Annotated in this window: 12 protein-coding genes; 3 read left to right on the top strand and 9 right to left on the bottom strand. The window is 41.9% G+C overall.

Translation table 11 applies throughout. The features are described 5' to 3' along the window. Positions 1–37: 37 nt before the first annotated feature. The 8 genes from MSC25_RS03460 to MSC25_RS03425 all read right to left on the bottom strand — a co-directional run bounded on the left by MSC25_RS03460 (position 38) and on the right by MSC25_RS03425 (position 9,078). Entirely contained in the window at positions 38–289 is a 252-nt protein-coding gene (locus MSC25_RS03460) for a hypothetical protein (RefSeq protein ID WP_004588905.1), read from the bottom strand. Between the two features lie 17 nt (positions 290–306). Next, the gene (locus MSC25_RS03455; protein WP_248442577.1) at positions 307–1,143 is read right to left on the bottom strand and encodes a peptidoglycan binding protein CsiV; all 837 of its coding nucleotides are present in this window, start codon (positions 1,141–1,143) and stop codon (positions 307–309) included. Beyond that, positions 1,143–4,616, bottom strand: coding sequence for a transcription-repair coupling factor (mfd, locus tag MSC25_RS03450; protein WP_248442575.1), 3,474 nt, complete (start codon positions 4,614–4,616; stop codon positions 1,143–1,145). The genes MSC25_RS03455 and mfd overlap by 1 nt, the downstream gene beginning before the upstream one ends. A gap of 51 nt (positions 4,617–4,667) precedes the next feature. After that, positions 4,668–5,561 (bottom strand): carbon-nitrogen hydrolase, encoded by an 894-nt coding sequence (locus tag MSC25_RS03445; RefSeq protein ID WP_248442573.1) that lies wholly within the window; start codon positions 5,559–5,561, stop codon positions 4,668–4,670. Next, positions 5,558–6,613, bottom strand: a complete 1,056-nt coding sequence (locus tag MSC25_RS03440) for an agmatine deiminase family protein (protein WP_248442570.1) — start codon at positions 6,611–6,613, stop codon at positions 5,558–5,560. Before MSC25_RS03440 ends, MSC25_RS03445 begins: the two co-directional genes overlap by 4 nt. Positions 6,614–6,670: 57 nt before the next feature. Further along, positions 6,671–7,279: a PilZ domain-containing protein gene (locus MSC25_RS03435; protein WP_054982349.1), complete on the bottom strand. Its 609-nt coding sequence runs from the start codon at positions 7,277–7,279 to the stop codon at positions 6,671–6,673. 381 nt (positions 7,280–7,660) lie between these two features. After that, complete coding sequence (locus MSC25_RS03430) at positions 7,661–8,428, bottom strand: haloacid dehalogenase type II (RefSeq protein ID WP_055255349.1); 768 nt, start codon at positions 8,426–8,428, stop codon at positions 7,661–7,663. After that, complete coding sequence (locus tag MSC25_RS03425; RefSeq protein ID WP_096041894.1) at positions 8,428–9,078, bottom strand: peroxiredoxin-like family protein; 651 nt, start codon at positions 9,076–9,078, stop codon at positions 8,428–8,430. Before MSC25_RS03425 ends, MSC25_RS03430 begins: the two co-directional genes overlap by 1 nt. Positions 9,079–9,198: 120 nt before the next feature. On the opposite strand from MSC25_RS03425, the gene MSC25_RS03420 reads away from it, so the two are divergent. Then, entirely contained in the window at positions 9,199–10,086 is an 888-nt protein-coding gene (locus MSC25_RS03420) for a LysR family transcriptional regulator (protein ID WP_248442568.1), read from the top strand. On the opposite strand, the gene MSC25_RS03415 is transcribed toward MSC25_RS03420, so the two are convergent. Then, complete coding sequence (locus tag MSC25_RS03415) at positions 10,066–10,581, bottom strand: DUF2937 family protein (protein WP_248442566.1); 516 nt, start codon at positions 10,579–10,581, stop codon at positions 10,066–10,068. The two genes, MSC25_RS03420 and MSC25_RS03415, sit on opposite strands and share 21 nt — an antisense overlap. 119 nt (positions 10,582–10,700) lie before the next feature. Here MSC25_RS03415 and MSC25_RS03410 point away from each other — a divergent pair, with 119 nt between their 5' ends. Both MSC25_RS03410 and MSC25_RS03405 read left to right on the top strand, forming a co-directional pair. Then, entirely contained in the window at positions 10,701–11,276 is a 576-nt protein-coding gene (locus tag MSC25_RS03410) for an RNA polymerase sigma factor (RefSeq protein WP_004588915.1), read from the top strand. Then, positions 11,273–12,352 carry a FecR domain-containing protein gene (locus tag MSC25_RS03405; RefSeq protein ID WP_096041892.1) on the top strand — a complete coding sequence of 360 codons (1,080 nt, stop codon included), beginning with the start codon at positions 11,273–11,275 and terminating at the stop codon, positions 12,350–12,352. The genes MSC25_RS03410 and MSC25_RS03405 overlap by 4 nt, the downstream gene beginning before the upstream one ends.

The raw sequence follows: 12,352 nt of genomic DNA, 5'->3' as shown, positions 1-12,352 counted from the left end.
CTTAGTGTCATGTAAATTTACCTAATTTAGCGCGGTATTACTGTGTAATACCGTGCTTAGAATAAATAGTTACCTTGTCTGAAACGAGTGTTATTTCAATATTTTTAGACTCATCACCCCATACACAATTAGTATGTAGGGTTTTTTCTACGCAGTTATCAGCAGAGCCTAAAATAGCTTCTACTTCGGCTTTATCCATGCCAACTTCAATTTTTTCGTAGTTTTCTAGGCTTACTTTTGAACAAGCTGCCAGGCTTAGCGTTGCTGCGATGATCAGGAGTTTTTTCATTGTTATGTCCTATTGATTTAGTGTTTATACTTTCGTATTTGTACAATCATGCCCATACGAGGATGATCAAAGTAATGGATTTCACCACTAATTACACGTTTAAATTGTGAAAAGCGGGCCGATTCTATATCCCCATTAGGTAGTTTTTCGTTTACGTCAAAATCAGCGGTTATGTACAGGTAGTGGCGTAAATGTATTTTAAATAAACCATCTAGCTCCCAATAGCTTAGGGGCTGCTCTGAGGTATTAAATAGCTGTGGCTTACTTTGTACTAGGCTAATAAAGTCGGGATTTGAATAATTAGGCGTAGTGTTAACGTCGCGTTTTATATGCTCCCCAGAAATTAAATGTATGCTTGGCGCACGCGATTTACTTGCCCCTTCAAAGCGCCAGCCGGTATGTAGTAGCGGGGCTAAACCTTTTCTGTCTAAAGCGCGGCGCTGGGCAGTAAATTGTAATTGCTCAGGTGCGAGTAAATAGGGCTCATCCATCGTATCTTGTGCCGGTGCTAATGGCGTAACGGGCAACTCGTCGTAACTTTGCATAAAGTCGATACTGTTATCACACACACCCGATTGTGGGTTGGCATTTACTAAAGAATCGGTAAACGAGCGTTTTTGAAAGCGACTATCGCCATCTATACATGCCTGCATAGCTTGCTCTGTGTATAAAGGAGTGAGTAACTCTAACGTATTTTTCGCCTTAATGGGCTCGTGCTTTAAGCTAAAGTCTTCTTGTAAATAGGGGGCAGGGCGCTGTTTAAATACCAGCACTTCTACTTCAAACCAACGTTCTGCAAATGCGGTGCTGCTAAATAAGCAACATAACACGATAAGCGATTTTTTTAGCAACATTAATGGCTAACCTTTTTTTCGAAATCTGCAATCATTGCAGTGACCATTTTTAAGCGTTCACGAGGGTTTACCTCATTAATCGCAAAGCGCAATTTATTTGCGCCATCCATTTTGTACACATGGGGTGCACTTTGTATCAAGCCTATGATGAAGCTAGGATTAACCTTCGTATTTTGGCTAAATTCAAAGTAGCCCCCTTTAGGGTTTGCCTCTATTTTTGTAATTCCTAAATCGCTAGCACGCATTTTTAGTTGCTGCATACTAAATAGGTTTTTAGTGGCATCAGGTAATAAACCAAAGCGGTCTATTAGCTCTACTTGTAATTCGTCCATATCGGCAAGGTTAGCACAACTTGCAATGCGCTTGTACATACCTAAACGCGCATTAACATCGTGTATGTAATCATCAGGTAGTAAGGCAGGGAGTTTTAAATCAACTTCAGTTTGCTGCTGAAGCAGGTTTTCAAGCGTTGGCTCTTTACCATTTTTAAGGGCATTAACCGCTTGCTCTAGCATTTCCATATACAAGCTAAAGCCAATAGTTTGCATTTGCCCTGATTGATCGTCGCCTAATAGCTCACCCGCACCACGTATTTCTAAATCATGTGTAGCAAGGGCAAAACCTGCGCCTAAATCTTCCAACGACTCAATTGCTTGCAAGCGTTTGGTGGCATCTTTAGAAAGTGCTTTAGCATCGCCGGTTAATAAATAAGCATACGCTTGGTGGTGGCTTCGCCCAACACGACCGCGTAATTGGTGTAATTGCGCAAGGCCAAGTTTATCGGCTCTGTCCATAATAATAGTATTAGCAGTAGGCACATCAATACCGGTTTCGATAATGGTGGTACATACCAGTACATTGTATTTTTGATGATAAAAGTCTGTCATTATTTGCTCAAGCTCTTGCTCGCGCATTTGCCCATGAGCAGAGGTGACACTAGCCTCTGGCACCCATTCGCTGATCTCTTGCGAGACTCGCTCAATAGTCTCAACATTGTTATGCAAAAAGTACACTTGGCCGCCGCGTTTAATTTCACGCAGTATGGCTTCGCGTATTAAGTCGCTGTCGCGTTGGCGTACAAAGGTTTTAACCGCTAAACGCTTAGCAGGTGGGGTGGCAATAATAGATAAATCACGCATGCCGCTCATCGCCATATTTAAAGTACGCGGAATAGGCGTTGCAGTAAGCGTTAATATATCTACATCAGCACGTAATGACTTTATTTTTTCTTTTTGGCGCACACCAAAGCGGTGCTCTTCATCAACAATCAGTAAACCTAAATCGTTAAATTTAATATCTTGCTGAATTAACTTATGCGTTCCAATAACGATATCAAGTTTACCGTCGGCCATTTTTTCAAGCGTGTCTTTTTGCTCTTTAGTTGAATTAAAGCGCGACAACACTCCCACTTCGATAGGGAAATCGGCAAAGCGGTCTTTAAAGTTTTCATAATGTTGCTGAGCCAGCAGGGTGGTTGGTACTAACACGGCGACTTGTTTGTTATCGTTAACCGCTACAAACGCGGCGCGCATAGCCACTTCTGTTTTACCAAAGCCTACATCACCACAGACTAAACGGTCCATAGCAAGTTTTGATTGCATATCACCAAGTACGGCTTCAATAGCATTACGCTGATCGTCGGTTTCTTCAAATGGAAAGCTGTCGCTAAATTGGCGATAGCTTTGCCCATCGAGTGCAAATTTATTACCTGGTTTTGCTTGGCGCTGTGCGTAAATATCTAATAGCTCCGCGGCTACATCACGTACTTTTTCGGCGGCACGCTTTTTGGCTTTCTCCCACGCATCTGAGCCAAGTTTGTGAAGCGGGGCGCTTGCTTCTTCACCGCCCGAATAACGGCTTAGCATATGCAGTGCCGATACCGGCACATACAGTTTTGCTTCACCGGCATAGGTAATGGTAACAAACTCAGTGATTACCCCTGCCGCGTCGATTGTTTGCAGGCCTTGATAGCGACCAACACCGTGGTCAAGGTGAACAATTGGCTGGCCCTCTTTAAGCTCGGCTAAGTTGCGAATTAACGCATCTTGGCTTGCTTCGTATTTATGTTTACGGCGCCTGCGTTGCGACACCTTAATACCTAACAGCTCTTGCTCGGTAATAATAGAAAGGCTCGGTTTTGTACCCAGTACAACACTTTGCTCAAGAGGGCTTACAATTAAGCCTACATCGCTTTGGCTTTGTGTAAATTGCTGTAAGCTTTCAAATTCTTTAAACTTTAAGCCGCTTGGCTTAAGCACGCTTAATAAAGACTCGCGGCGACCATCAGACTCAACACTTAATAAAATACGGCTTTTCTTCTTTTTTTGTTCTGCCACATAGTTAATAAATGCGCCGTAGGGTTCGTGTTGTTTATGATCGATTCTTACTGCGGGCAGCTCGCTCACATTAAAGTTTTTATTGCCTGCTTTAGTGGGTAATTTAGCTTGCGATAAGCGTATTCGTGAAAACTCACCTAAATTAGAAAACAACTCATTAATAGGTTGATACAACTCGCTGGGCGCCAGTAGTGGACGCAGGGGATCTACTTTACGGTTTTCGTAGCGTACGTTTACATCGTGCCAAAAGGTATCTGCGGCGTGTTCTAAATCACCTAGTTGCATAACCGTAGTGGTGTTTGGCAAGTAATCAAAAATGGTGGCAAGCTTTTCAAAAAACAGCGGCATGTAGTATTCAATACCGGCAGGCCAAGTACCTTTGCTTACTTGCATGTAAACAGAGTCTTGCTCTGAGCTGGCCCCAAATTTGTCGCGATAATTTATTCTAAAACGCTCAACGTCTGCTTCGTTGGTTGGAAATTCATGCGCGGGAAGTAACTCAATTTTATCTACTTTTTCATCTGAGCGCTGGGTTTCTACGTCAAATAAACGAATAGAGTCGAGTTCATCGTCAAAAAAGTCGAGCCTAAATGGGTGCACACTGCCCATTGGGTACAAATCAACAATAGAGCCACGTATTGCGTATTCGCCGTGCTCCATTACCTGTTGTACGTTTAAATACCCTGCTTGTTCTAAATTACTGCGCAGGTTATGGGTGTCGAGTTTATCGCCTACTTTAAAATTAAGGGTAGAGCCATAAATAAACGAAGCAGGCGCAGTACGTAGCATTAACGTAGATACAGGCACTATAAGTACGCTTTGCTGCTCGTTTTTTAAAGTGTTTAAAGTGGCTAAGCGCGCTGAAATAATATCTTGGTGCGGAGAAAAATGGTCATACGGCAAGGTTTCCCAATCAGGAAATACCATTACCGGGTTATCTGGCAATAAGTATTCGAGCTCGGTTTCAAGCCGTAATGCGCTTGGCGTATCTGGCGTAACTATAAGCACTAAATCGTTTTGCTGTTTTACACCTTCTGCAATGGCTATACTTAGTGCACTGCCAGTTAGCTGCCCCCATTGAATTTTATCTTTTTGAGATTTTACCCACGGCAAGGCTGCCCATTGCTCAAACGCCATTTAGTGCTCCATTTTTTAGTTGGCGTTTGCTCGCAAACGCCATGCAGTTATTTAGTCTCGGTAAATTTTTGTTAAGTCTTGATAGTGATCAATTCTGCGGTCGCGTAAGTACGGCCATATACGTCTTACGTTTTCAGAGGCTTTTTGATCAAGTTCTACTACTAAAATTTGCTCATCAATATTGTTCGCCTCTGAGAGCATTTCGCCCTGTGGGCCTGCAATAAACGAGTTACCCCAAAATTGTATACCTTCGCTTTGTCCGCTAGGGTCGTTTTCGTGCCCTACACGGTTACAGCTAATAACGGGGACGCCGTTCGCAACCGCATGCGCACGCTGGCTTATTACCCATGCGTCTTTTTGGCGTGTTTGCTCTGCGTTGTCATCACGTGGGTCCCAGCCTATTGCGGTTGGGTAAATTAGTACCTCTGCGCCAGCCATGGCCATTAAACGGGCCGCTTCAGGGAACCATTGATCCCAGCATACTAAAACACCTAATTTACCTACTGAGGTTTGAATTGGCTCAAAGCCTAAATCGCCTGGGGTAAAGTAAAATTTTTCGTAAAAGCCAGGGTCATCAGGAATGTGCATTTTACGGTATTTACCCGCAATGGTGCCGTCTTTTTCAAGTACCACCGCGGTATTGTGATAAAGCCCAGTGGCACGTTTTTCAAACAGTGAAGCCACAATAACGATGCCGAGCTCTTTAGCAAGCTCGCCCAGTGTATTTGTGCTTGGGCCCGGAATTGTTTCGGCTAGGTCAAATACATCCACATCTTCTGTTTGGCAAAAATACAGACTACGATGCAGCTCTTGCAAAACCGCAAGCTGTGCGCCTTTTTTAGCAGCATCACGAATGCCAGCAATCGACTTTGCCATATTTTGGCAGGCGTTATCACTGTTAGTTTGTTGCACTAAGGCAACGGTTAATTTTGCAGGGCTTGTCATTGTGCTGCTCCAGCTAAAAATCCACGAGGTAATTGCATGGTAATGCAATGTAAACTACCAAATTGTTCAATAATAGGTAGGCAATTAACGCCAATAATAGTGTGCGCTGGGTATGCTTTTTGAACTTGCGCTAGCGCCAGTGCGTCGTTGTCATCGTTATACGTCGGGACTAAAACCGTATTATTGATAATCAAGTAGTTTGCGTACGTTGCCGGTAAACGGGTGTTGTCATCATCAAACACAGGTTTTGGCCACGGTAAATCAATTAACGTATATGGGGTGTTATTTTGCGTTTTAAAGTTTTGCAGCTGTTTTTCCATCGCATCTAATGCGTTAAAATGCTCATCTTCTTTAGCATCGCACTTAACATACACAAGTGTATTATTGGGGGCAAAACGGACCAGTGTGTCGATATGGCTGTCGGTATCGTCACCGGCTAAGTAGCCATGATCTACCCATAAAAAGTCAGTTGCGCCTAGATGCGTTGTTAAAATTGACTCAATATCGCCTGATGATAAATCGGGGTTGCGATTTTTATTCAGTAAACATTCGCTGGTTGTAAGCAACACACCGTGTTCGTTAATTTCAATGCCGCCACCTTCAAGTACCACATTCAGGGCTTGGTAATCAGTGTTTGGATTACTTAGCTGGTTTACCAGTACTGCGTTAATTTTATTATCGAGGGCACTTTCGAACTTATTACCCCAGCCATTAAAGATAAAGTCGTAAATTTTAAGTTGGCGAGCGTCGTTAATATTTGCGCAGGTAATAGGGCCGTGATCGCGTGCCCAGGTATCGTTTGTTGGTGTAACAACAAAGTGCACGTGGCTTAAGTTTATATTCGCTTTTGTTAGCAAGGCAGTAATGTGGCTTTTAAGCGCCGTGTTATGGGCAACAATAACAAGCTGCTGCACGGCTGTGATATGCGTTGCAAGCTCAACATAAACAGGCTCTACGCGTTCAAGCGTATCAGCCCAGTCGGTCTGTGCATGGGGCCAGGTAAGCATAACGGCGTCTTGCTCAGCCCATTCAGGTAAAAGTCTAAAGTTCATGAAGTTTTGATACAAATTACGGTGGCGCTAGTTTAGCATTTTACATGCATATGTCAGCTATTTATCGCCGCTAGAATCATCGTCAATTTGCTCGAGTTCTTGGCGTTTTTTTAGCTGGCGTGTTTGTGCATGTAAGCTGGCTCTGACAACTAATTCTTGGTCTGTGGTTCTTATTGCAGTAAACAGTAATGTGTATTGGTAATGTTCGCTGTCTTGTTTTTCAACGGCCACAACTTCTGTATAACAGTAAACGGCTGAGGCTTCGTGGTGCAAAAATAGCTTTGTTCTAAATGCTTGGCCTATTGCGTATACATCAGGCGAAGTAAAGCGAATACCGCCTCCGCCGTAGCTATCGCACTGTATGGCGTTATCTTGAGCTTGCTCTGATGCTAAAATGTGGCTCATTATTAAATCGATTTTACGCGACTGTGCTTGTAAAAAAGCCGCCAGCTCTTGTGCTAAATCGCCTAGGTTTCTAAGGGGTCTTAAAGAGGCCTGTTCAAGCTCACTGACTTCGTTAGCTAGCTTAAATAGCGGAGGTATGTCGTCTTCAAGCGCGAGTTGAGATTGCGGCACTAACTGATTTTCTACAGCAAATAAGTTTACTCGAATGCTTTCATTTATTTGAAAGTATTCTTCAAATTCGCTTAATCTTTGACTGTTCATAATTATCTCCACTGCGTATTCATTAAATAGTAGCGTTGTGGGGAGTAAATTGCTAGCAGATAAAAATGCTAAATGGTTTGTTTATAAGCCAGTTTTTAAGAATGTTGATTAGGGCGTGTTGAACTTTGCGGATTGAAATTTGTTCAATCTAGGGGCGATTAAATTGCGGCGCGAGGTTTGTAACCTAGTGGGCATGATAACTGCTCCTGCGTTTCGCTTATTTATATGGAATAACTACACTTGATAGGCTCTGCCTTGCCTAAAAACCAAACACACTGCTGCAAATTTAACTATCAAAAATCAACACGCCCTAATAAAAAAGCGGCCAATGTCATCCTAACATCGGCCGCTTGGGTATTGATTAATTAGCGCTGGGAGTGCTTATTTAAGTAGAGCGGCTAATTCATGTAGATCTTTCACAACGTGGTCTGGTTTTTTTGCCAGTGGGTAAAGTGTTTTACCTGGGCGGGCGATAAAGGTTGTTTGTAACCCGGCTTCTTTAGCACCTGCTACATCCCAACCGTGCGCCGCTACCATCATTGCTTCATTTGCTTTTACATTTAATTTTGTTAGCACCCACTCATAGGCACGTAAGTCTGGTTTATAAATTTTAATATCTTCAATGCTGTAACGCGCATCAAAGAACGACATTAATCCAGCGCTCTCAAACTGGGCTTTAACGCCTTTGTTTGAAGAATTTGTCAGACTTACTAACTTATAGCCCTGTGCTTTGAGTTTTGCCAGTCCTTCTTTCACATCTTTGTGAGGAGGTAGGGTTAAAAGCGGGGTGACAATGGCTGTTTTTGCTTGTTCATTCGTAATGGCTATATTGTTATTTTTGGCAACCATGCGCAGCGACGCAACGCCAATTTGTCCAAAATCGTGATAATTGCCACTTACAGTATCAACGAGTGAATGATGCAACATGGTCGAAAACCAAAGTGGTAATAAATCCTCACGCCCGCCAAGCGCTTTACCAATAGAGGTGCGCATGGAGGTTAAATCTAACAAGGTTTCGTTTACATCAAAAATAAGTACTTTAGGTTTCGCTTGTGCCTGTGGCTCCTCTGCCATAGCGTAGCCAGAGGCAAGGCTAGTACCAACAAGTAGTGATAGGGTAAGGGTTTTTAACGATTTTAAAATAGACATTAGTGTTGCTCCGATTCAAGGGCGGCCAATACATCAGTAGGCTCTGCGCGTAGGGTATAGTCTTCGTTTAAAAAGGCATACGTAATTATGCCTTTTTGGTTAATTATATAGGTTGCTGGTAAAGGTAATTTATAACTTTTATTGCCGTAGTACTTTTCAAAATCAATACCAAACTGGCTATAAAGCGCCACAATACGCTCGTCTAAAGTAAACAGTAAACCAAATTGCTCTGCTACCTTGTTATTAATATCTGAAAGCACATCGAATTCAAGGGCATTCTTTTGTGCGCTAGATAACGTCTCGTCGGGTAATTGTGGTGATATCGCAACTAACTGCGCATTGTGCGTTTTAAATTTGGGTAAGTGATCGTTAAGTGCTTTTAGCTCTAAATTACAATATGGACACCAGTTACCACGGTAAAAGCTAATTATTACCGGGCCATTATTTAATAAATCAGCGAGCTCAACTTGCTCAGCGCTATGATTGTTTAAGCTGAAATTGCTTACTTTAGCGCCTACCTGTAGCGCATTATCTTTTATATGCTGAGCAATGAGCTCTTCATTTGTCTGCGCCATAAGGGCTAATACATCGCCAGGTAGCTTCGCTTCTTTTTGCACGTTATAGGCATCAATCTGTGCTTTTAAACTCATTATTAAATCTCGAATATAACTGTATGGCGATTATGGGTGTTTTAGTTATTTAAATATATATTGCAAAACTGAAAGCTTCATTCGAAAATATTAAATACTAAAAACTGCCTAGCCAAATGTATGTATAATTTAAGTGACCTAGAAACATTTATTGCCGTCGTAGAAAATAAAGGGGTGCTTGCAGCTGCGCGTGAGCAACGTTTGTCGCCGGCAACAGTAAGCCACAGGTTAAACAAGCTCGAGCGCGAGCTTTCAACCGTGTTAGTGTTTAGAGACAGTAGACGAGTAAGGTTATCGCCCGCCGGTGAGCTATTTTATCATCGCGTAGGGGCTATTATAGAAGCCTTGCACGATGCAGAGCACAGCATTGGCGCACGAAGCTCTTCGGTGAGCGGGTTATTACGTGTGACTATGCCACCGTGGGTTTTTTCAAAGTATGTTATGCCTAAGTTGACCGAGTTTGAAACCCAATACCCGCAACTAAAGCTCGACTTTTTAATTACTGATCATTTTGTCAATGTGGTCGATGATGCACAAGATGTGGCAATTAGAGTAGGGCAATTAACCGATTCTGGCCTGCTCTCTCGTAAAATTGTCAACAACTCCCGTATTTTATGTGCAGCGCCAAGTTATATAAAAAAGCATGGTATGCCTTGTACACTAAGCGAACTGAGCACGCACTATTGGGTGTGTTTACCCTGGCAAAGGCAGTTAAAACTGTATGATGAAAATAATAAAATACACACCTTTAATGCCAAAACGCGCTTTACTATTTCTAATTCCGATAACATGACGCAAGCAGCCCTTGCCGGACATGGCATAGCCATTAAATCTAAAATTGCGATTAACGATGAGCTAAGTGCCGGAAACTTAGTAGAGGTGATGCCCAATGTAATGGCCCAAAGCGACGCGCCGGTGTGGTTTTTACGGCCTCAAAATAGCTTAACAACCCGTAAAACCGAGGTGTTTTATGAGTTTATGAAGTCTTTATTTGCCAGCTATGAATAAGCGGTAATACCCGCGCTTAATAATGAATAAGGTTGCAAAGCCAATAAACTCAGCAAAAATAGCAATAATAATGGCGCTAACAAGCGCTGCTATTATGGAGTCTTTTTTTAACACTATTTGCCCTTCAAAGCGTTGCCATACTTGCTTTTTAATAGTGAGAAAGTCGCTGGTTAAAGTAAATAAATAGGGCGATTGGTGAAAGTTATTAACTGCCGCTTGTAAAGAGTGCTGGCGATTATTGAGGCTTTTAATATGGGTAGCCCCTTTACCAACAATATCATCACCAATATTTTCATAGTGGGCAATTAACTTGTTTAAATCGTTGTTAAAGTAGTTTTGAGCATCTTTTTTAAACGGGGCTAATGCGTTATTCGCTTCAATTAAATGTGCATCTAAAGCGTGCCCAAAGTCGCTTACAAAGGCTGGTATTTGTACCCCTAATAGTAAACCTGCTGCAAAAAAACTGAGCCTTATGTAATCTAATAATTTACTCATTTGATCTCCTGTTTACTCAAAACCCACCTAAACAACGCTAAATTAACATTTGCGCTTGTTTTTATGCCAAAAACTCGTAATCTATCGGTAATAAAAATAACAATAGGCCTATGTTAAGGATGACTACCAAAGTAAATATGACATCAACGTTTGTTGATATCACTAAGCAGTTAAAACGCTTTGTGTCGCGTATTGTACAGCCCGATGACGTAGAAGACATTGTGCAAGAAACCTTTATTAAAAGCTACGAAGCTGATTTAAAACAAGATATTCAGTTTAGACGCAGTTACATGCTTAAAACTGCAAAGCACTTAGCGCTTAATCATATAGCCAAGTGGGATAACAAGTTTAATGACTCGTTAGAGCACGACGCAGAATTACCCCCGCTGCTTAAATCCTCACAACTTGAGGATGAGTACACCTCAAAAGAGCGTTTTTTACTTTTTTGCAGAGCAACGGATCAACTAAATTCTTCTATCCGTAAATGTTTTATATTTAAAAAAGTGTACGGTATGAGCCAAAAAGAAATCGCCCAGCACATGCAATTAAGTGAAAGCACAGTAGAAAAACACATTGCCAAAGGTTTATTACAAACCATGTTATACATGAAAGAACATGAACAAAATCATAACCAATCTGCGGCACATAATTCTGCTTGTAATTCGGCTCTATCAATTGAGAGGGCAGCAAAATGAGTAATGTTCATCAATTCACATCAAAAGATTTAATTTTAGAAAAAGCCTGCCAATGGATCAGCGCAATTGATAGGGGCTTAAGCGAAATTGAAAAAGAGCAATTTAAGCTTTGGATGATGCAAAGTACCGCCCATCAAGATGCCGTCTACGAACTTGCGCAGCTATGGGATGAATTGGCCGTATTAAACGAGTTAAGCAGTTTATTTCCGCATAGAAGTGTAAAACAGCCCCAGAAAAAAAGATGGGCGTTTTCTAGTGCGATTGCCGCGAGCTTATTTGCAGCATTAATGGTGTGTAGTTACTTATTAATTAACCTTGAAAACGGCTACAACGAAGAGCTGGCTAAAATAAATTACACCAAAATATATACAACGAAGGTGGGCGAACAAGCCACGTATGTTTTACCCGACGGCACCATAGTGCAATTAAACACGAATAGCCTATTAGAGGTAGCTTATAGCAAAGGGCGTCGTCAGTTATTACTGAGCAAGGGTGAAGGGCGTTTTAATGTAGCAAAAGATGCATCGCGCCCATTTAGTGTGATGGCTGGCGATAAGAGCTTTACGGCACTTGGTACTGTATTTAATGTACAACGCAATACCTCTTCTGATTTAGAGCTGGTTGTAACCGAAGGTAAAGTGATGATCACCGACCCAAGTGTTGCTGTAAGTGCCAACGATTTTAAAGACTACCAACTGGCTGATAATAACGCTAAAAAAGTACGTAAAATCAATGCCAATATTGTTATCTCTGGTGAAAAAGCAATTATAGAGCAAAGTATTACTAAACCTATCACGCAGCTTTCTATGGATGACGTACAGCGTGATTTAGCGTGGCAAAATGGCATGTTAATTTTTAATGGTGAGCACTTAAGCGATGCATTAAATGAAGTGAGCCGTTACACCTCTACGCGTTTTGAGCTTTCAAGCGATGAGCTTGCCAATATAAAAGTGGCGGGTGTTTTTAAAGCTGGCGATGTTGAGGGGCTACTTGAGAGTTTACAGACTAACTTTGCAATTGAGCATGAGCGTTTAGGTGAACATATGGTGAGCCTAACACAGCAAACTAAATCATAA

The sequence above is a fragment of the Pseudoalteromonas sp. 1CM17D genome (genome assembly GCF_023161805.1).
Classification (GTDB): domain Bacteria; phylum Pseudomonadota; class Gammaproteobacteria; order Enterobacterales; family Alteromonadaceae; genus Pseudoalteromonas; species Pseudoalteromonas atlantica.
This window is presented reverse-complemented; position numbering and strand designations above follow the sequence as displayed.

Bases quoted from the DNA above. Each gene is read 5' to 3' on its own strand.
- MSC25_RS03405 (WP_096041892.1), top strand. From the start codon at position 11,273: ATGAGTAATGTTCATCAATTCACATCAAAAGATTTAATTTTAGAAAAA.
- MSC25_RS03445 (WP_248442573.1), bottom strand. From the start codon at position 5,561: ATGACAAGCCCTGCAAAATTAACCGTTGCCTTAGTGCAACAAACTAAC.
- MSC25_RS03410 (WP_004588915.1), top strand. From the start codon at position 10,701: ATGACTACCAAAGTAAATATGACATCAACGTTTGTTGATATCACTAAG.
- MSC25_RS03430 (WP_055255349.1), bottom strand. From the start codon at position 8,428: ATGTCTATTTTAAAATCGTTAAAAACCCTTACCCTATCACTACTTGTT.
- mfd (WP_248442575.1), bottom strand. From the start codon at position 4,616: ATGGCGTTTGAGCAATGGGCAGCCTTGCCGTGGGTAAAATCTCAAAAA.
- MSC25_RS03455 (WP_248442577.1), bottom strand. From the start codon at position 1,143: ATGTTGCTAAAAAAATCGCTTATCGTGTTATGTTGCTTATTTAGCAGC.
- MSC25_RS03425 (WP_096041894.1), bottom strand. From the start codon at position 9,078: ATGAGTTTAAAAGCACAGATTGATGCCTATAACGTGCAAAAAGAAGCG.
- MSC25_RS03420 (WP_248442568.1), top strand. From the start codon at position 9,199: ATGTATAATTTAAGTGACCTAGAAACATTTATTGCCGTCGTAGAAAAT.
- MSC25_RS03415 (WP_248442566.1), bottom strand. From the start codon at position 10,581: ATGAGTAAATTATTAGATTACATAAGGCTCAGTTTTTTTGCAGCAGGT.
- MSC25_RS03440 (WP_248442570.1), bottom strand. From the start codon at position 6,613: ATGAACTTTAGACTTTTACCTGAATGGGCTGAGCAAGACGCCGTTATG.
- MSC25_RS03460 (WP_004588905.1), bottom strand. From the start codon at position 289: ATGAAAAAACTCCTGATCATCGCAGCAACGCTAAGCCTGGCAGCTTGT.
- MSC25_RS03435 (WP_054982349.1), bottom strand. From the start codon at position 7,279: ATGAACAGTCAAAGATTAAGCGAATTTGAAGAATACTTTCAAATAAAT.